The 19,429-nt window shown below is 58.5% G+C and carries 18 protein-coding genes; 12 read left to right on the plus strand and 6 right to left on the minus strand.

What is annotated here, in order from left to right:
• Positions 1–26 precede the first annotated feature (26 nt).
• Positions 27–806 (minus strand): ABC transporter ATP-binding protein, encoded by a 780-nt coding sequence (locus ACOZ42_RS00995; RefSeq protein WP_003804861.1) that lies wholly within the window; start codon positions 804–806, stop codon positions 27–29.
• A gap of 158 nt (positions 807–964) precedes the next feature.
• Positions 965–2,254, minus strand: coding sequence for a Glu/Leu/Phe/Val family dehydrogenase (locus ACOZ42_RS01000; protein ID WP_003804860.1), 1,290 nt, complete (start codon positions 2,252–2,254; stop codon positions 965–967).
• A gap of 193 nt (positions 2,255–2,447) precedes the next feature.
• Here ACOZ42_RS01000 and ACOZ42_RS01005 point away from each other — a divergent pair, with 193 nt between their 5' ends.
• Both ACOZ42_RS01005 and ACOZ42_RS01010 read left to right on the plus strand, forming a co-directional pair.
• Entirely contained in the window at positions 2,448–3,152 is a 705-nt protein-coding gene (locus ACOZ42_RS01005) for a YggS family pyridoxal phosphate-dependent enzyme (RefSeq protein ID WP_039944033.1), read from the plus strand.
• 135 nt (positions 3,153–3,287) lie between these two features.
• Complete coding sequence (locus tag ACOZ42_RS01010) at positions 3,288–4,256, plus strand: Bug family tripartite tricarboxylate transporter substrate binding protein (protein ID WP_003804856.1); 969 nt, start codon at positions 3,288–3,290, stop codon at positions 4,254–4,256.
• Positions 4,257–4,285: 29 nt separating this feature from the next.
• On the opposite strand, the gene ACOZ42_RS01015 is transcribed toward ACOZ42_RS01010, so the two are convergent.
• On the minus strand, positions 4,286–4,972 hold the full coding sequence (locus ACOZ42_RS01015) for a Crp/Fnr family transcriptional regulator (RefSeq protein WP_059318361.1): 687 nt from the start codon (positions 4,970–4,972) through the stop codon (positions 4,286–4,288).
• A 175-nt stretch (positions 4,973–5,147) separates the two neighbouring features.
• Here ACOZ42_RS01015 and ACOZ42_RS01020 point away from each other — a divergent pair, with 175 nt between their 5' ends.
• From ACOZ42_RS01020 to ACOZ42_RS01055, 8 genes are all read left to right on the plus strand, one after another.
• Positions 5,148–7,115: an AMP-dependent synthetase/ligase gene (locus tag ACOZ42_RS01020; RefSeq protein ID WP_059318360.1), complete on the plus strand. Its 1,968-nt coding sequence runs from the start codon at positions 5,148–5,150 to the stop codon at positions 7,113–7,115.
• Complete coding sequence (locus ACOZ42_RS01025) at positions 7,115–7,915, plus strand: ABC transporter ATP-binding protein (protein WP_003804850.1); 801 nt, start codon at positions 7,115–7,117, stop codon at positions 7,913–7,915. The genes ACOZ42_RS01020 and ACOZ42_RS01025 overlap by 1 nt, the downstream gene beginning before the upstream one ends.
• An 11-nt stretch (positions 7,916–7,926) precedes the next feature.
• Positions 7,927–8,856, plus strand: coding sequence for a branched-chain amino acid ABC transporter permease (locus ACOZ42_RS01030; RefSeq protein ID WP_003804849.1), 930 nt, complete (start codon positions 7,927–7,929; stop codon positions 8,854–8,856).
• A 12-nt stretch (positions 8,857–8,868) separates the two neighbouring features.
• The gene (locus tag ACOZ42_RS01035; RefSeq protein WP_003804848.1) at positions 8,869–9,933 is read left to right on the plus strand and encodes a branched-chain amino acid ABC transporter permease; all 1,065 of its coding nucleotides are present in this window, start codon (positions 8,869–8,871) and stop codon (positions 9,931–9,933) included.
• Positions 9,934–10,070: 137 nt separating this feature from the next.
• On the plus strand, positions 10,071–11,339 hold the full coding sequence (locus ACOZ42_RS01040; RefSeq protein ID WP_003804846.1) for an ABC transporter substrate-binding protein: 1,269 nt from the start codon (positions 10,071–10,073) through the stop codon (positions 11,337–11,339).
• Positions 11,340–11,389: 50 nt separating this feature from the next.
• Positions 11,390–12,223: an ABC transporter ATP-binding protein gene (locus tag ACOZ42_RS01045; protein WP_003804844.1), complete on the plus strand. Its 834-nt coding sequence runs from the start codon at positions 11,390–11,392 to the stop codon at positions 12,221–12,223.
• A gap of 251 nt (positions 12,224–12,474) precedes the next feature.
• The gene (locus ACOZ42_RS01050; RefSeq protein WP_426345434.1) at positions 12,475–13,755 is read left to right on the plus strand and encodes a phenylacetate--CoA ligase family protein; all 1,281 of its coding nucleotides are present in this window, start codon (positions 12,475–12,477) and stop codon (positions 13,753–13,755) included.
• A gap of 91 nt (positions 13,756–13,846) precedes the next feature.
• The gene (locus tag ACOZ42_RS01055) at positions 13,847–14,863 is read left to right on the plus strand and encodes an amino acid ABC transporter substrate-binding protein (RefSeq protein WP_219235444.1); all 1,017 of its coding nucleotides are present in this window, start codon (positions 13,847–13,849) and stop codon (positions 14,861–14,863) included.
• A gap of 272 nt (positions 14,864–15,135) precedes the next feature.
• Here the strand turns inward: ACOZ42_RS01055 and ACOZ42_RS01060 are convergent, their stop codons facing one another.
• From ACOZ42_RS01060 to dprA, 3 genes are all read right to left on the minus strand, one after another.
• Positions 15,136–15,603, minus strand: a complete 468-nt coding sequence (locus ACOZ42_RS01060; protein WP_426345435.1) for a hypothetical protein — start codon at positions 15,601–15,603, stop codon at positions 15,136–15,138.
• Positions 15,603–16,523 carry a hydroxymethylglutaryl-CoA lyase gene (locus ACOZ42_RS01065; RefSeq protein WP_003804832.1) on the minus strand — a complete coding sequence of 307 codons (921 nt, stop codon included), beginning with the start codon at positions 16,521–16,523 and terminating at the stop codon, positions 15,603–15,605. The genes ACOZ42_RS01060 and ACOZ42_RS01065 overlap by 1 nt, the downstream gene beginning before the upstream one ends.
• 106 nt (positions 16,524–16,629) lie before the next feature.
• The gene (gene dprA, locus ACOZ42_RS01070; protein WP_426345436.1) at positions 16,630–17,784 is read right to left on the minus strand and encodes a DNA-processing protein DprA; all 1,155 of its coding nucleotides are present in this window, start codon (positions 17,782–17,784) and stop codon (positions 16,630–16,632) included.
• A gap of 167 nt (positions 17,785–17,951) precedes the next feature.
• Between dprA and def the strand changes: the two genes are divergently transcribed.
• Both def and fmt read left to right on the plus strand, forming a co-directional pair.
• Positions 17,952–18,470, plus strand: coding sequence for a peptide deformylase (gene def, locus ACOZ42_RS01075; protein WP_003804827.1), 519 nt, complete (start codon positions 17,952–17,954; stop codon positions 18,468–18,470).
• A 5-nt stretch (positions 18,471–18,475) separates the two neighbouring features.
• Entirely contained in the window at positions 18,476–19,417 is a 942-nt protein-coding gene (gene fmt / locus ACOZ42_RS01080; protein ID WP_219235450.1) for a methionyl-tRNA formyltransferase, read from the plus strand.
• Positions 19,418–19,429 lie beyond the last annotated feature (12 nt).

Genomic DNA, 19,429 nt, shown 5'->3' on the forward strand with positions numbered 1-19,429 from the left:
GGTGTCGTATGCACGAAGCGATGATCTTACTGCATTGGTTGTAAAAACTGCTGTAGACGCTCGGATTGTGGCCTATCGAACAGGTCTTTGGGGTGGCCGCGCTCTTCAATCAGGCCGTTGTGCATGAAAATGGTCTCGGAAGAGACGTCGCGCGCAAAGTTCATTTCGTGGGTCACCAAAATCATGGTGCGGCCTTCCTGGGCCAATTGGCGAATCACACGCAGCACCTCGCCCACCATTTCCGGGTCCAGCGCCGAGGTCGGCTCGTCAAACAGCAAGACATCCGGGTCCATGGCCAGGGCGCGGGCAATGGCCACACGCTGCTGCTGTCCGCCCGACAGCTCGGCTGGATAGGCATCACACTTAGTGCTCAGACCCACCTTGCCCAGCAGTTCGCGGGCGTAGTCGGCCGCTTCCCGGGCCGGACGTCCTTTGACATGGATGGGGCCTTCGGTGACGTTTTGCAGCACCGTGCGGTGCGACCAAAGATTGAAGTTCTGAAACACCATGCCCAGGCGTGCGCGGACTTGTTCAAGCAGGCGCGGATTGTCCGTCTGGCAAATTCCTTTGCGATTGCGGTGGCTGCGCAAAATGTCATTGCCGATTTGGATCTCGCCCTGATCGGGGACGACCAGATGGTTGATGCAGCGCAGCAAGGTGCTTTTGCCCGAACCGGAGGCACCGATGATGGAAAGCACATCGCCCTTGTGGGCTTGCAGGGAAATGCCCTTGAGCACCTCGTTGGTGCCAAAGCGTTTGTGGATGTCGCGTACCTGGACCGCCGCGTTCAGGTCATTGTTATTCACAGCAACGTCCTTGCGGTCAAAGAGAAAGGGGGTAAGGGTTTCATACGGGTGTCATATCCTGGATGCCCGATTCTACCGCTTTCCCCCTGTTTTTTTTGCACAGGCGCTGTATTTTGCTCATAAAAAGCGGCATAAACCGGGTATGCCGCCTTACAAGCTTAAGGATACAGGCCGCGTACCTGACGAGATTCCAGAATGCGGGCGCAACCCACGATAAAGGCAGCCGTGCGCAAGGTGACGTTGTGCTCCTTGGCGACCGCCGCCACGGTGGTGTAGGCCGAGCGCATCATCATTTCCAGACGGTTGTTGATCTCGTCCTCGGTCCAGAAGAAGCTGGAGAAGTCCTGGACCCACTCGAAATAGGACACGGTGACACCACCGGCGTTGGCGACCACGTCCGGCACAATGGTCACGCCCTTGCTGTTCAGAATGTCGTCGGCTTCGGGGGTGGTGGGGCCATTGGCACCCTCGATCACAATGCGGGCGCGAATGCGGTCGGCATTGTGCTTGTTGATCTGGCCTTCCAGGGCAGCCGGAATCAGCAGATCGGTTTCAATGTGCCAGAAGTCTTCATTGGCGATGGCCTCCGCGTTGGGAGCGCCGGCCAGACCCTTGTGCTGTTCCATGTGGTTCAGCAAGGCCAGTACATCCAGGCCGTTGGGGTTGTACACGGTGCCGGTGTGGTCCTGTACGGCCAGCACCTTGGCGCCGGCTTCCTGGAACAGACGCGCCGCAGTGCCGCCCACATTACCGAAGCCTTGCACAATGACGCGTGCGCCGTTCAGGTCGATGCCGGCATCACGGGCCGCTTCGCAGCCTACGGTAAATACGCCGCGCCCGGTGGCTTCCACCCGGCCCAGGCTGCCGCCCAGGGACACGGGCTTGCCGGTGACCACCCCTGTGCTGGTGCCGCCCACGTTCATGGAATAGGTGTCCATCATCCAGGCCATGGTCTGGGCGTTGGTGTTGACGTCCGGAGCGGGAATGTCCTTGTTGGGGCCGATGATCACGCCGATCTCGCTGGTGTAGCGGCGGGTGATGCGCTCCAGTTCGGCCTGGGAGTAGTTGCGCGGGTCAATACGAATACCGCCCTTGGCACCGCCAAATGGCAGATTCACGGCAGCCGATTTGATCGACATCCAGGCAGCCAGGGCCATCACTTCGGACAAGGTCACGTCCTGGTGATAGCGCACGCCGCCCTTGCCAGGGCCACGGGAAGTATTGTGCTGAACGCGGTAGCCCTCAAAATGAGCCACGGTGCCGTTATCCAGTTCAATGGGGACATCGACAATCAGTGTGCGCTTGGGACGCTTGAGTGTTTCAACCCATCGGGACAGTTTGCCCAGATACGGTGTGACTCGCTCCACTTGTTCGAGATAAATACCCCACGGGCCGACGTCGTCGGCGTTCAGGTATGACGGCAAAGCATGGGTGGGACGATCTGTCATGAGCTCCTCGATAAGGTTGGGGAAACGGGATGCGAGTACACCGTGAAGACGCCAATGGCATACAGACGTGCAACGGGGCAAACACGCGGTCGATGGGCTTAGCGATGGCCGTGTGTAACAGTTATGCTATCGGAAATGGCCGCTGTTGTGTTTGCAGCGTTTGCAATGATTTTCTCTGGATGCGTGTGCATTGATGGCTTTTTCTGACTCTTCCCTTTCAGGTCGGCTGGCGCAGCTGCGCCAGCGTATCGAACAGGCTTGCCTGCAGGCTGGCCGCCCTGCCAATGCGGTGGCTCTGTTGCCGGTAAGCAAAACCTTTCCTGCGCCCGTGCTGGCCCAGGCCCTGGATTTGGGCTTGTCGCGAATGGGGGAGAACAAGGTTCAGGAGATTCGGGACAAGCAGGCAGAGCTGGCCGATCGCGCGGTCCAGTGGGTGATGATAGGCCATCTGCAAAGCAATAAGGCCAAAGATATCGCTCGTTTGGCCAGCGAAGTGCAATCTTTGGACCGTTTGTCGCTGGCTCAGGCCCTGGATAGACACCTGCAAACCGAACAGCGCAGCCTGGATGTGCTGATTCAGGTCAAGACCTCGCCCGAGCCCAGCAAGTTTGGTCTGGCACCGCAAGAGCTGCCTGCGTTCATGCAATCCCTGCGCTCACTGGACACCTTGAAGGTGCGCGGCTTGATGACCATGGCCGTCAATAGCGATGATCCGCAGGCCGTGCGCGCCTGTTTCGCACAGTTGCGCCAGTGGCGTGACCGTCTGGTGGAATTGGGCTATGAACAGGTGCAAGGCCTGTCCATGGGCATGAGCGGAGATTTCGAACTGGCGATTCAGGAAGGTTCTACCGAAGTCCGGCTTGGCTCGGCCCTGTTTGGCGCACGTGACTATGGCTGATCGATATCCGCATCGTTACTAATGCCCTGGGTGAGGCGCTCCGCGCATAATGTCTCTGCGCATCCCGGACGGGATGCTTAAAACTTAAAAAAAAGCGGCGCCAAAAGCGCTGCCTGCATGCACAGAGGAGACATCATGCATTGGAAAAAATTTGGAGCCGGTGTGCTGTTGCTGGGCGCCACCCTGACCGGAACGGCGTTGGCAGCGAACTGGCCTCAGTCGGCAGTGACCTGGGTCGTACCCTATCCCGCAGGGGGCGGTTCTGACGTGATAGCCCGGCTGGTCGCCAAACAGTTGGAAAGCAGCCTTGGACAGACACTGATTGTGGAAAACAAACCGGGGGCTGCCACCATTATTGGCGCAACCTACGTCAGCAATGCCAAGCCGGATGGCTATACCGTGGGTACGGCCGATTCGGGCACGCTGGCCTTTAATTCCTCCTTGTACAGCAAACTGCAGTACGATCCCGCCGCGTTTACCTACGTGGGTGGCCTGGCCCGCTTTCCCTTGATGCTGGCAGTCCCGCAAGAGTCTCCGTACAAAACGGTGGCCGAGCTCCTGGAAGCGGTTCGCGCCCAGCCTGAAAAACTGACCGCCTCATCTGCAGGCAGTGGCTCGCCCCACCATCTGGCCCTCGAAATGTTCAAGCAACGCACGGACAGCAAAATCGTGCATGTGCCCTACAAAGGAGCCGCGCCGGCCATTCAGGATCTGTTGGGCGGTCAGGTGGATATGTCCTTTGTGGATTCCGCTGCCGCGCTCTCTCATATAAAGGCGGGCAAACTGCGGGTGCTGGCGCTTGCCACTCCCGAGCGCAGCAGTCTGATGCCGCAGGTGCCGACCATGGCCGAGGCCGGGATTGCCGATTTCTACGCCTACGCCTGGCAAGGACTGGTAGGCCCTCCCAAGATGGCTGAGGACGCGCGTGAACGCTTGAGCCAGGACCTGATGCAGGCTCTGAAAACGCCTGAACTGGCTCAGCGTATTCGCGATATGGGCGTGGAGCCCATGCCGATGACGTCCGATGAGTTCCGGGCTTATGCCGAGCGCGAGCGTGCCGACTGGGCCGCCGTGATCAAACGGGCCGACATCCGCCTGGACTGACCGGAATGCGGTCGGAGGCGACCGCATCATCAGGCGGCATATTCATCGCCGTAACGTTTCAGGCCGTCCAGGTCCAGAACCTGGACGCCCCCATACTTGATCAGTAACAGCCCTTCGTTTTCCAGCTGACGCAGGGCCTGGTTGGCCCGTTGGCGCGACACCCGCGCCAGATAGCCGATCTCTTCCTGGGTGATGTCCAGGCGCAGACCTTTTCCGGGGTAGAGCAGTGGATTGAACAGCTCTGCCAGACAACGTGCCACGCGGGCATCGGGCGTAGACAGGCTGTTGTACTCAGCCTTGCCGATAAATTGCGCCACACGTTCATTGAGCTGATGCAGGAGGTAGCGGTTGAAAGCAATGCTCTGGTCCAGCAAATCGTTGAAACTGTGCATGGGCAAGCGGGCCACCTGGCTGTCGCGCAAGGCCACCACATCGTATTTGCGCTCTTCGTTTTTCAGCAAGGAGCCTTCCCCTATCCAGCCGCCGGCTGGCACCCCGGTCATGGAGGCGATCTTGCCTTCAGAGTTTCCGACCGACACCTTGAGCAAACCCGAGAGCACACCAATCCAGGCTGTGGCGCGCTCTCCCTTGCGTTCGACGATGGCTCCGGCCTCGTAGGCGGTAATGAGCGTGTCGCGGCGCACTCGCTCTTGCAGCTCCGGCGTCAACAGGCGAAACCAGGCGGCTCGCTCGGATAAAGCATCTACAACATGCATGAGGATTAACCCTCGATAAAGGTCGAATGTCATGTCCGTGACAATCTTCGGGACGGGCAGCCGATAACTTGATTAATAACAGGCTGCAAATAGCGTGAAGGCATAACATGTGCCTTCTGCCGCAATCATAAGCAGCCTCCTGGACCATAACAAGCCGGGAAAATTCGGAGGAGACATGGTTGTGCGGATGGATAAAGAGCAGGTAGCGGGTTTACCCGGCACCTTCCCAGCCTGGATAGAACACCATGCCCAGGTGCGTGGCGACAAAGTCGCCATGCGCGAAAAAGACCTGGGAATCTGGCAGACCTGGACGTGGCGGGAGCTAGCCGAACAGGCCGAGCAACTGGCTGCGGGCCTGGCCGGGCTGGGTGTCAAAGACGGTCAGCATGTCGCGGTGATTGGTGAGAATCGCCCGCGCCTTTACCTGGCCATGATGGCGGCGCAGATGCTGGGCGCCGTACCCGTGCCGCTGTATCAGGATGCAGTGGCTCAGGAGATGCTGCACGTCTTGCTGGATGCCAGCATACGTGTGGCGGTGGTCGAGGATCAGGAGCAGGTCGACAAGTTGCTGGAAGTCTGGGATCAATGCCCGGACCTGGACGCGCTGATCTATGACGACCCGCGCGGTTTGCGTAACTATCAGCAAGAGCAACTGCAATACATCGAGCAGGTCATGGAGCAGGGGCGTTTGCAACTGACGCATGATCCCGATTGCGTACGCCGCATCTGGAAAGCGATTGCTCCGGATCATGCAGCCGCCATGTTCTACACCTCCGGCACCACCGGCAAGCCCAAGGGTGTGGTTCTTACGCATGCGGCCCTGATTGATCGCGGGCTGGCCATTCAGGAGCTGGAATCGCTGACCGATGCCGAGGAAGTCCTGGCGTATCTCCCCCCTGCCTGGATCGGGCAGAACATGTTTTCCTACACGCAGTTTCTGGTGACAGGCTTTACGGTGAATCACCCGGAGTCGCCCGAAACCGTGTCCATAGACCTGCATGATATTGGCCCCACCTATTATTTTGCGCCGCCACGCGTGCTGGAGGGCTTGCTGACGCAAGTCACGATTCGCATGGAAGATGCCAGCGCCCTCAAACGCGGACTGTACAGGCGTTTTATGGCCTTGGCTCAACGCGTGGGCGTGAAGATTCTGGACAAACGACCCGGTGTGGGCCTGTGGGACCGGCTGTGCTATGGCCTGGGCAATATCCTGATCTACGGCCCCTTGCGCAATGCCCTGGGCATGAGCCGCGTGCGCGTTGCCTACACCGCTGGCGAGGCGATTGGCCCGGATCTGTTTGATTTTTATCGTTCCATCGGCATCAACCTGAAGCAGCTCTATGGCGCTACCGAGACGTCTGTTTTCGTGTGCGTGCAGGAAGATGGTCATGTGCGGGCCGACACCGTAGGCCCACCTGTGAAAGGGGTGGAAATCCGCGTGGCCGATAACGGCGAGATTCAGGTGCGCAGCCCCGGACTGTTCAAGGAGTACTACCGCAATCCTGAGTCCACCGCCGAATCCTTTACCGAAGATGGCTGGTATCACACGGGGGATGCGGGGTATCTGGATACCGATGGTCAGCTAAAGATCATCGACCGCGCCAAGGATGTGGGCAAATTGGCCGACGGCTCCCTGTTCGCGCCCAAGTACATCGAGAACAAGCTCAAGTTCTTTCCCTTTATCAAAGAGGCGGTGGCGTTTGGTGACGGCCAGAAAGAGGTCTGTGCCTTCATCAATATTGATCTGGAAGCCGTGGGCAACTGGGCCGAGCGCCGCAATCTGCCTTATGCCGGCTATACCGATCTGGCTGGCAAACCCGAGGTCTATGCCTTGATTCGTGACTGCGTGGCGCAGGTGAACGAGGATCTGGCCAGCGACCCCAAACTGGCGGGATCGCGCATCAGCGCCTTTCTGATTCTGCATAAGGAACTGGACCCCGATGACGATGAGCTCACCCGTACCCGTAAAGTACGCCGGGGCTTTATTGCTCAAAAATACAAGGTGCTGGTCGATGCCCTGTTCAATGGACTGGACCGGCAGTTTGTGGAGACAGAAGTGAAGTTCGAGGATGGGCGCAGCGGTCGCATTTCGGCAGACCTGCACATTGAGCGCATGACAGACGCAGCAGCAAGGAGCGCATGATGAGTGAGGCGCAAGTGGCGGGCCGTCGCATAGGCCCGGTGATACTGGATTTGAAAAATATTTCCTTGTCCTTTGGTGGGGTGAAAGCCTTGACCGACATCTCGTTCAACATTCGTGAACACGAGATTCGCTCCATCATTGGTCCGAACGGAGCCGGCAAAAGCTCCATGCTGAACGTCATCAATGGCGTGTATGCGCCACAACAAGGCGAGATTGTTTTACGCGACCAGAGTTATGCCCGCATGAACTCGCGTCACACCGCCGAGCAGGGTATTGCCCGCACCTTTCAGAACCTGGCCCTGTTCAAGGGCATGAGTGTGCTGGACAACATCATGACGGGTCGCAACCTGCACATGAAAAGCGGTGTGTTTGCTCAGGCCTTGCGTCTGGGGGCGGCCGAGCGTGAAGAGATTCGCAACCGTGAATACGTGGAAGGCATCATCGATTTTCTGGAGATCCAGGCCTACCGCAAAACGCCGGTGGGGCGACTGCCGTATGGCCTGCAAAAACGGGTGGATCTGGGGCGCGCCCTGGCAATGCAACCGAGCATTCTGCTGCTTGATGAGCCCATGGCGGGCATGAACATCGAAGAAAAGCAGGATATGTGCCGCTTCATTCTGGACGTGAACGAAGAGTACGGCACCACGATTGTGTTGATTGAACACGATATGGGCGTGGTCATGGATATTTCGGACCGCGTGGTGGTCCTGGACTATGGCAAGAAGATTGGTGATGGGGTACCGGACGAAGTGCGGCAGAACCCGGACGTCATCCGCGCCTATCTTGGCGCTGGCCATTGAGGGGAACGGACATGGCATTTTTTCTTGAAACCTTGTTGGGCGGCTTGATGAGCGGGATGTTGTACGCCCTGGTCGCGCTGGGCTTTGTCCTGATCTTCAAAGCATCGGGTGTCTTTAACTTTGCACAGGGCGCTATGGTGCTGGTGGCCGCTCTGGCCATGGCCCGTCTGTCGCAGTGGATTCCACAGTGGCTGGGTATGGAGCCCGGCTTATTGGGCAATGTGCTGGCCTTTATTGTCTCGGCCATCTTGATGTTTGTGCTGGCTGTCGTCATCGAGCGTTGGGTGTTGCGTTACCTGGTCAATCAGGAAGGCACGACCTTGTTGATGGCCACGATCGGCATCAGCTACCTGCTCGATGGCCTGGGCCAGATCGTGTTTGGCAGTTCGGTGTACTCCATCGATGTGGGGATGCCCAAAGACCCGGCGTTCATCCTGGAGTCCGTGTTTGAAGGTGGTGTGCTGGTCAGTCTGGAAGACCTGAGCTCGGCCGTAGTGGCGGCCTTGCTGGTGGTGGCCCTGGCCATCTTCTTCCAATACACCAGCGTGGGCCGTGCCCTGCGGGCGGTGGCAGACGATCACCAGGCGGCGCAGTCAATCGGTATTCCCCTGAACCGTATCTGGGTTGTGGTCTGGACCGTAGCCGGTTTGGTGGCCCTGGTCGCCGGGATTATCTGGGGCTCCAAATATGGGGTGCAGTTCACCTTGTCGACCGCTGCGCTGCGCGCCTTGCCGGTGGTGATTCTGGGTGGCCTGACTTCGGTGCCTGGCGCCATTGTGGGTGGCCTGATTATCGGTGTGGGCGAGAAGGTGTCCGAGGTGTACCTGGGCCCTTATGTGGGCGGCGGCATCGAGATCTGGTTCGCTTATGTGCTGGCCCTGGTGTTCCTGCTGTTCCGACCACAAGGTCTGTTCGGCGAGAAGATTATTGATCGCGTCTGAGGTGGAGTCGATATGATTTACCGCGAAAATGGTCAGTTCAAAAGCAGCTATCGGGCTGACCAGCAGATTTTCCCCATCCGCCAGGATCGCTATGTGGTGTTGGGCTTGTTGCTGGTGGCATTCCTGGTGGTGCCTGCCATGGCATCCAACTACTTCCTGCAAGCCATTCTGATCCCCTTTCTGATCCTGTCTCTGGCAGCCATTGGCCTGAACATCCTGGTGGGCTATTGCGGCCAGATCTCGATTGGTTCGGGCGCCTTCATGGCCGTGGGGGCATATGCCGCCTGGAACTTTGGCGTCCGTATTCCGGAGTTGCCGCTGGTGTTGCAAATCCTGCTGGGTGGCGTGTTTGCCACTCTGGTGGGCGTGGCCTTTGGCATCCCCAGCTTGCGTATCCGTGGCTTGTACCTGGCTGTCACGACACTGGCCGCACAGTTCTTTGTGGATTGGGCTTTCCTTCGCATTGCCTTTTTCACGAACTATTCGCCTTCGGGCAACGTGTCGGTACCTGCCTTGAGTGCCTTTGGTTTGCCGGTTCAAACCCCCATGCAAAAGTACTTGTTTGTGCTGATCTTCGTGGTGGTGTTTGCCCTGTTGGCCAAGAACCTGGTGCGTGGCGCGATTGGCCGCCAATGGATGGCAATCCGTGACATGGATGTGGCGGCCGAGGTCATTGGTATCCGTCCGGTCTATGCCAAGCTCACCGCCTTTGCCGTCAGCTCTTTCATCATCGGTGTTGCCGGTGCCCTGTGGGCCTTTATCCACCTGGGTTCCTGGGAGCCGCTGGCCTTTGACCTGAATCGTTCCCTGCAACTGCTGTTCATTGTCATCATCGGTGGACTGGGCTCGATTGTGGGCAGTTTCTTCGGCGCTGCCTTCATGGTTTTGCTGCCGGTGCTGTTGACCAACGTGCCGCACTGGTTTGGTGTGTCCATTGGGGTGGATACCGCTTCGCACATTGAGCACATGGTGTTCGGTGCCCTGATTGTGTTTTTCTTGATTGTGGAGCCGCACGGTTTGGCTCGACTCTGGAGTATTGGTAAGGAAAAGCTGCGTTTGTGGCCCTTCCCCCATTAACAGCAGGTAGGCAGTTCATTACAACAACAGCCCCGCCCATCGGGACGGGGTATTCAGACACATGGTACTTATCGGAGGACCAGGAGATGACAACACGACTGAAACGCGCTGTGCTCGGTTTGAGTGCTTGCGCTGCAATGCTGACCATGAGTACAGCCGCTGTGGCAGCCGAGGAACAGTACGTTCCACTGCTGACCTACCGCACCGGCTCCTTTGCGCCATTGGGTATCCCGTGGGCGGACGGCAAGCTGGACTATCTGGCTTTGGTCAATGAACGCGATGGCGGTGTCAATGGCGTCAAGCTGGTGTACGAGGAATGTGAGACCGCGTACGCCACCGACCGCGGCGTGGAGTGCTACGAGCGCATGAAAGGCAAGAATGGCGGGGCATCGGGTTTTGACACGCAGTCTACGGGCATTACCTTCGCCTTGACTGACAAGGCCTTTGTGGATGGGGTGCCCATTGAGACCATGGGCTACGGCCTGTCGCACTCGGCCAACGGGGCGGTGTTTGAGTGGAACTTCCCCTTGCTGGGTACGTACTGGACCGCGGCGGACGTCATGATTCAGGACATTGCCAAGCAAGTGGGTGAGGACAAGCTGAAAGATCAGCGTATTGCCCTGGTCTATCACGACTCGCCTTACGGCAAAGAGCCGATTGCGCTGTTGCAGGCTCGTGCCAAAGAGCAAGGCTTTAAATTGGATCTGTACCCGGTGACAGCGCCTGGCGTGGAGCAGAAGTCCACCTGGCTGCAGGTGCGCAAGAACCGTCCTGATTTCGTTTTGCTGTGGAGCGCCGGGATCATGACGCCTACCGCCATCCGTGAAGCGCAGGCCGTGGGTTACCCCCGCGACAAGATCTACGGCATCTGGTGGGCTGCCTCCGAGAGCGATGTGGTCGATCTGGGCCAGACTGCCAAGGGATACAAGGGCATTACCATCCACAACAGTGCTGCCGATGGTCCGGTGCATGATGCGGTGCGCGAGATGCATGCCAAGGGCAAAGGCGCTGAAAACGGCGACAAGTACGTGGGTACGCTGGCCCACACTCGCGGCATGATGATCTCCATGATGCAGGTCGAAGCAATCCGCGCGGCTCAGGAAAAGTTCGGCAAAGGCAAACACATGACCCCCGAGCAAGTGCGCTGGGGTTTTGAAAACCTGAACCTGGACGAGGCGCGTCTGAAAGAGCTGGGCTTTGAGGGCATCATGCGCCCCATCAAAACCTCATGCAGCAATCACATGGGTGACGACTGGGCGCGTATTGTGCAGTGGGATGGCAACAAATTTGAAGTCGTGTCCGACTGGTATCAGTCCGACAAGAAATTTGTCGATCCGCTAGTCAAGGAAATGTCGGCCAAGTACGCCGCCGAGAAGAAAATTACGCCTCGCAACTGCGAAGGCTAAACCCAGGCGCCCAGGGTTCGCCCTGGGCACTGCATTGCGTGGGGAAGATTATGAGTGAGACCGTAGGCCAAGTGGATGAGACGCCCGCCCTGCTGGACGTCAATGGCATCGAAGTGATTTACAACCACGTCATTTTGGTGCTCAAGGGCGTGTCCTTGCGGGTGCCGGAGGGGCGGATTGTTGCCTTGCTGGGCGCCAACGGTGCCGGTAAAACCACGACCTTGCGGGCCGTATCAAATTTGCTGCGCGCCGAGCGCGGCGATGTGACCAAAGGCCAGATCCATCTGCGTGGTGAGCGTATTGATCAGCTGACGCCGGCCGATCTGGTCAAGCGCGGCGTGGTGCAGGTGATGGAAGGGCGTCATTGTTTCGCGCACTTGAGCATTGAAGAAAATTTATTGACGGGGGCCTATACCCGCTCCTTGTCGCGTGGCGACCTGAGCGCCGAGCTGGACAAGGTCTACCAGTATTTTCCGCGACTCAAGCAGCGCCGTGCCAGTCAGGCTGGCTATACCTCTGGCGGTGAGCAGCAAATGTGTGCCATTGGCCGCGCCTTGATGGCCGATCCGGGCATGATTTTGCTGGACGAACCGTCCATGGGACTCGCACCGCAGGTGGTGGAAGAAATTTTCGAGATTGTGCGGGATCTGAATCAGCGCGAGCGAGTCAGTTTCCTGCTGGCCGAGCAAAACACCAACGTGGCCCTGAAATATGCTGACTATGGCTACATCCTGGAAAACGGCCGGGTCATGATGGACGGACCGTCGCAGGCGCTGGCCGAGAACGAGGACGTCAAGGAGTTTTACCTGGGTGTGTCAGGAGGAGAGCGCAAGAGCTTTCGCGACAATAAATTTTACCGGCGTCGCAAGCGCTGGCTGGCGTAACGCCCAGGAATTTCCATGTATCAGCCGGGTCTGGCCTGTACTGAACAGCAGCAGGATCAGCACAGGGAAAGACCTGCCACCGGGATGCACATGAGGTGCCGCCCTTGGCCTTTTGACGTTTTGAGTTTTGGGCTGCTTCTGGCTGCACAAGGTGTGGCTGCGGAGCTTGGCATTGACACGCCTTTGTCTGTGGACAGCAGATTGGTTTGGCGCAGCGTGTTGGGATGCCAATTCATCCCACTGGAGGAGAAATGAGCGAGTATTACGATGAGCGCGAGACCCTGGAACCGGACGAGCGCGAAGCCGATTTGATGACCCGTTTGCCGCAGGTGTTGCAGGCGGCAGCCCAGGGCGCCCCTGCCATTGCCAGGCAACTGGAGGGCGTGGAGCTGGCGGCCGTGCGCAGCCGCGAGGATCTGCTGGCCATCCCGGTGTTTCGTAAAAGTGAGTTGTTGCAGGCCCAGCTTCAGGCTCGGGAGCAGGCACGGGCCGGGCAGTCTTCGGCCGCTTACGCGCAGGCTGTCTTTGGGGGCTTTTCCTCCATCTCCTGGGGAGCGGCCCGCAAGGTGTTTGCCTCGCCCGGCCCCATGTACGAACCTGAAAGCCGCCGCTCGGACTATTGGGGTTTCGCGCGTGCCCTGTATGCGGCAGGTTTTCGGCGTGAAGAACTGATTTTCAATTGTTTTTCTTATCACTTCACTCCGGCAGGTTCCATGATGGAAACGGCCGCGCATGCACTCGATTGCACTGTATTTCCCGGTGGGGTGGGCCAAACCGAGCAGCAGGTGCAGGCTATGGCCGATTTGCGCCCTCATGGCTACACCGGCACACCCAGTTTTCTGAAAATCATCATGGAAAAAGCCCAGGCCATGCAAATTGCCTTGCCGGGTCTGAGCAAGGCTTTGTTTTCAGGTGAGGCCTATCCGCCGTCGTTGCAAAAGTGGTTCAGCGAGCAAGGGGTGGCAGGCTACCAGGCTTATGGCAGTGCAGATCTGGGCATGATCGCCTACGAAACCCAGGCTCGCGAAGGCTTGGTGTTGAATGAAAACCTGATCCTGGAAATTGTGCGTCCTGGCACGGGACAGCCGGTGGCCCCGGGTGAAGTGGGCGAGGTCGTGGTGACTTCTTTCAATCCCGACTATCCGCTGGTGCGCTTCGGGACGGGGGACCTGTCTGCCGTGTTGCCTGGACAATCCCCCTGCGGCCGCACCAATCAGCGTATTCGCGGCTGGATGGGGCGTGCGGATCAGACTACCAAGGTGCGGGGCATGTTTGTGCATCCGGGGCAGGTGGAGCAGATTCGTATGCGGCACAAAGAATTGGGGCAAGCCCGTCTGGTGGTACGCGGGGCCAGTGGCCAGGATCAGATGGTGTTTCAGGTGGAAGTGAGCGCACAGCCCGACGGGCTGGAAAGCGCCTTGGCGGATTCGATCCGTGAGATCACCAAACTGCGCGCCCAGGTGGAGTTTATGGCACCTGGCGCCCTGCCAAGGGATGGTAAAGTCATCGAGGACCAACGCAGCTACGATTAATTTGCCATATAGATATGCACACAAGTAGCGTTCGGGCTGCGGTACTATTTCAGGAAAATAGCCAATACCTATATCTTTTGAGGAGAGCCCGATGCGCTTTGTGCCAGTTTCTGCTGTTGTCCTGGCCTTGATGGCCAGCCTGCCTGCTGCCCAGGCAGCCACCTTGGACAATGTCCAACAGCGCGGCCACGTGCTGTGTGGCGTGACCACCGGTTTTGCCGGGTTTTCGGCCCCCGATGACAAGGGGACCTGGACGGGCCTGGATATTGACGTATGTCGTTCGGTGGCGGCGGCCACCTTGGGTGATGCCAGCAAGTTCAAGGCGGTGCCTTTGAACTCCCAGCAGCGCTTCACAGCCTTGCAATCGGGCGAAATTGATCTTCTGGCCCGTAATACCACCGTGACCCAGCAGCGTGACACGGCGCTCGGTGCCATTCATGCCGGCATCAACTTTTACGATGGCCAGGGTTTTCTGGTGTCCAAGAAGCTGGGCGTGACCAGTGCCAAGGAACTGAACGGCGCTACCGTTTGCATGCAGACTGGCACGTCCAACGAAAATACGATGGCCGATTGGGCACGTGCCAACAAGGTTGACTACAAGCCAGTCGTGATCGAACAGTTCAACGAAGTGGTCAATGCTTTTGTGGCGGGTCGTTGTGACGTGTTTTCCACTGACGCCTCCGGTCTGGCGTCGATTCGCATCTCCAAAATGGAGAACCCGGACGATTATCTGGTTCTGCCAGAAATCATTTCCAAAGAGCCTTTGGGTCCCTTCGTTCGTCAGGGCGACGATGCTTGGCTGAACATTGTGAAATGGTCCCTGCAAGCCAGCTTCAATGCCGAAGAGTTGGGTGTGACGGCCGCCAACGTGGATGAAAAACTCAAAAGCGACAATCCCAACATTCAGCGTCTGCTTGGGGTGACGCCAGGTGCCGGCAAGAACCTGGGCCTGGACGAAAAATGGGCTTACAACATCATCAAGCAAGTCGGTAATTACGGCGAGTCTTTCGAGCGTAACGTGGGTAAAGGCAGCCCGCTGCAGATCGAACGCGGCCTCAATGCCCTGTGGATCGACGGTGGCCTGATTTACGGTCTGCCTATTCGTTAATCCTTTCGGGGTTCACGATATGCAAAAAGCAGCTCTCTTTGAGAGCTGCTTTTTTATTGACTGATGGGTCTGGGGGCTATGACGTTGCTGTGCGTTTTGCTCTTGGTCCCCGGATGGTGTGCGCTGCCCCGGGGACTGGTGGTGTAGGTATCGTCGTGGGGTGGAACACGGCCATACCTGGTCTGTCTAACTGCTGCGCACGGCTTTCGTATGGAAGACGTGCTGGATTGTTTGCCCCAATATGCCAAGCCTTACGGAGCAAACCGGAAGACCTAATTCTTGCGCCTCAACACCAGGGAAATCTTGGCAAAGGCTACTTGCAGATCCTGTGTGGCACCTTGAAAAATCACGGGACGACCACGTCGGGTAAAGCAGATCAGACGCTTGGAGTTGAACAGCGGCACAAATTTGGCAAAGTGGATGTCCTGCCATTGCACTTGCCGCTTCATGATCCAGCTCTGGCGTATGCCGGTCTGGTCAATTGTGGTGACCCCATGCCACATGTGCCAGGCAATCAGAATCAGGCCGGTAAACAGCAGTACCAGACTGCCCGCCAGCACGGGGCTGATAGCCGCCCCTTGCGGAGAGCCGGCGACCAAGGCAAACCGCACCCCGATCAGGGCCAGCACGACCCAGGCACTGGCAGCGACCCATTTGGGCCAGGAGCGGCCTTGAATGGGAAGCTGGCCCAGGTCGCTTAACAGGGCGTCAATTTCCTCTTTGGTGGGGGCTTGGCTCATCAGCACGCGGCGGCCCCTTGCTTGCGGGCGGCCAGGGCGTTACCGGCATTGCTGGCCGATTTACGCTTCAGGTGAGCCGAAATCCATTGTCCCGTCTCTACCACGGCGTTCAGATCAATGCCGGTCTCAATATCCAGGCCTTGCATCAGGAACAGTACATCTTCAGTCGCGACGTTGCCGGTTGCGCCCTTGGCGTAGGGACAGCCGCCCAGACCGGCCACGGAGCTGTGGAAAATATGAATGCCAGCCTGCATGGACGCGACGATATTGGCAATGGCCTGGCCGTAGGTGTCGTGGAAGTGGCCGGACACATGAGCTGGGTCTATGTGCTCGGTCACCATGCGCATAAGGTCATAAACCTGGCGGGCCGTGCCTACGCCGATGGTGTCGGCCACGTCGATCTCGTCACAGCCCAGTTCAATCAGGCGCTTGCCGACTTTCAGTACGTTGGACGGGGCTACCGCACCTTCATAGGGACAACCGAAAGAACAACTGATGGAGCCGCGCAAACGCAAACCGGCTTCTTTGGCAGCCTGGGCAACGGGGGCAAAGCGCTCCAGCGATTCTTCGATGCTGCAATTGATGTTGCGCTGGGAAAATGCCTCGCTGGCGGCGGCGAAGATCACCACTTCGTCCGCCTTGGCGGCTAGGGCACCTTCAAAACCACGCATATTGGGGGTCAGGACGGAATAAATCGTGCCGGGGCGACGGTCGATCATTGCCATCAACTCGGCGCCGTCGGCCATTTGCGGTACCCATTTGGGCGACACAAAAGAAGCTGCTTCCACATTCACAAAGCCAGCATGAGACAAACGGTTGACCAGCTCGACCTTGACGTCGGTGGGGATGAATTCTTTTTCGTTCTGCAAGCCGTCCCGGGGGCCGACCTCCACAATCTTGACGCGCGATGGGTATGACATGAAGTTTCCTGAAGGGATAGAGGGCTGGGGCCCGCAGGCCCTGACGTAATCGTCATGATACCTCTTGAGGGCCGGGGCTGGCGCCCTAGGAACTGCCCTATGGTTCTTAAGGCTTCAAGCGTTGAAAGCGGCCGTCGGGCAGGGCCTCGATACAGCCTGCCAGCTCCAGCTCGGCCAGGAAGGCGGGCAGTTCGGTAGCCAGCAGGCCGGTACGACGCATCAGTTGCTCCGGAGTCAAGGGGGCAAAGTCGATGCGCTCCAGGATGGGACGTAGTTCCTCGGGCAAGCTGTCATGGGCATGTGGCGTGGGTCCGGGCCGGGCAGGCGTGTCCCGGCAGACGTCGCCTTGGGCATTGCCCAGCTCGTCCAGAATATCTTGGGCGCTTTCAACCAGCTTGGCACCTTGACGAATCAGAGCGTGGCAGCCTCGAGCCAAAGGGGAGTGAATGGAGCCGGGAATGGCAAAGACTTCTCGCCCCAGCTCCCCGGCCAAACGGGCGGTAATCAGCGAACCGCTTTGTTTGGCGGCCTCCACCACCAGTACGCCCTTGGACAGCGCAGCCACAATGCGATTTCGACGCGGAAAGTGGTGGGGCAGGGCCCGTGTTCCCAGAGGGAATTCGCTCAGCAACAGCCCCTGAGCGCTGATTTGATGAGCCAGGTCGCGATGGGCGGCCGGGTAGACCAGATCCAGACCGGTACCCATGACCGCAAGGGTGCCGGCACCCTGAGAGCCGGCTTGCAAAGCTCCCTTATGGGCGGCCTGATCGATGCCGCTGGCCAGACCACTGATAATGCACCACCCCTTGGTCGCCAGGGTATGGGCAAAATCGGTCGCGGTTTCCTGTCCGGATTGGGTGGCGTTGCGCGCTCCCACAATAGCCAGCCCTTTACGCTGCAAGATACCTAGATCGCCATTTGCGTAAAGCAGCAGGGGAGCGTCGTGCAGATCCAGCAAGGCAGCCGGGTAGCTGGCGTCAGCCAAGGTCACGATATGGTGGCCAGGCTGTTTGAGCCATTGCACCGTTTGGTCTATGAGTGCCTGCAGCTCTTTCACCGGCTCCTGGCTGAGTTGTACCGCCAGTTCGCCAGGGATATGCCGCGACAGGGTTTGCACCGAGCTTTGGTAGATGTGCGGTGGCAGCCCGTAGGCCGCCAGCAATTGCCGGGCCTGGGCGGGTGCAAGCCCAGGCTCTAGCGACAGGCGCAACCAGGCATGCAATTCTTCCGAAATTTCATCCGAGCTAAAATAATGAGGCATAAGGCAGTGTGGCACGAAACGAAACCGTGTTCGGTGTAACCCCGATATTTTTATCCAGGGTGGATGTCGTTTGGTGACCAGGGCGTCGTGGTGTGCCGGGGCAATCGGATGCCGCTCTGAAACTTGTTTTATTATATCGACTTATCGCTTTTTCTTCGGACATGACAATGGCTTTGCTTCCCATCCTTAAATTTCCTGACCCCCGACTGCACACGGTGGCCAAACCTGTGCAGGAGGTCGATGACCGCATTCGCAAACTGGTCAAGGATATGGCCGAGACCATGTATGACGCGCCCGGTGTAGGCCTGGCTGCGACCCAGGTGGATGTCCACGAGCGGGTGGTGGTAATTGATGTGTCCGAAAGCGGCAATGAATTGCTGGTGCTGATCAACCCGGAAATCACCTGGAAAAGTGAAGAGCTGAAGGTGTACGAAGAGGGTTGCCTGTCCGTGCCCGATACTTATGACAAGGTCGAGCGTGCGGCCAGTATCCGTTTCAAGGCCCAGGACGAGAACGGACAGTGGTACGAGAAAGAAGCCGACGGCCTGCTGGCGGTGTGTGTGCAGCACGAGCTGGATCACCTGGATGGCAAGGTGTTTGTGGAGTATCTGTCCGTGCTCAAACGTGAACGTATTCGCAGCCGTTTGCGCAAGCAGCAGCGTGAAGCCCTGAAGGCAGGGCAATAGTTGCCATGCGTATTGTTTTTGCCGGTACCCCAGATTTCGCTCGTGTGGCCTTGGAAGCGCTGCTAGCCCAGGGTGTTGAGGTTTCCTTGGTCATGACGCAGCCGGATCGCCCGGCGGGTCGGGGTATGAAACTGAGCCCCAGCCCGGTCAAGCAGGCCGCCCTGAAGGCTGCTATCCCGGTCCTGCAGCCGCATAGTCTGCGCCTGGATGGCAAGTACCCCGAGGAGGCCGCCCAGGCCCGCCAGACATTGTTGGACGTGCAGCCCGATTTGATGGTGGTGGCCGCTTATGGTTTGATTTTGCCCAAGTGGACCTTGGAGCTGCCACGTTATGGCTGCTTCAATATTCACGCCAGTCTGCTGCCCCGCTGGCGTGGCGCGGCCCCTATTCAGCGGGCCATTCAGGCAGGCGATGCGGCAACGGGCATCACCATCATGCAGATGGATGAAGGCTTGGATACCGGCGATATGCTGGTGCGCAGCGAGCTGCCCATTCGCGATGACCACAGTGCTGCCACCTTGCATGACGATCTCGCTCAACTGGGGGCGCAGGCCTTGCTGGACGCCTTGCAGCACTTGCGTGATGGCACCTTGCAGGCCGTTCCTCAGCCAGAGGCAGGTGTGACCTATGCCGAGAAATTGTCCAAGGCGGAATCGGTGCTGGATTTAAGCCGGCCAGCCAAGGAACTGGAGCGCCGTATTCGTGCGTTTGACCCAGTGCCCGGCTCCACTCTGTCCTTGCCCGGTTTGGAGCAGCCTGTGAAGGTGTGGCGCGCTCAGGTGGTAGAACAGACGCATTGCGCGGAACCGGGTCAGATTCTGAACGTCAGTGCCCAAGGTATTGATGTGGCTTGCGGTGAAGGGGTGTTACGTTTGCTGGAGCTGCAAAAAGCCGGTTCCAAACGCCAGCCCGTCGCCGTCTTTGTGCAGGGCTGGCAATCGCGCTAAGTTCGCGCCAAC

The organism is Alcaligenes sp. HNGD-HTN06, assembly GCF_049932565.1.
Taxonomy (GTDB): Bacteria; Pseudomonadota; Gammaproteobacteria; order Burkholderiales; family Burkholderiaceae_B; genus Alcaligenes; species Alcaligenes ammonioxydans.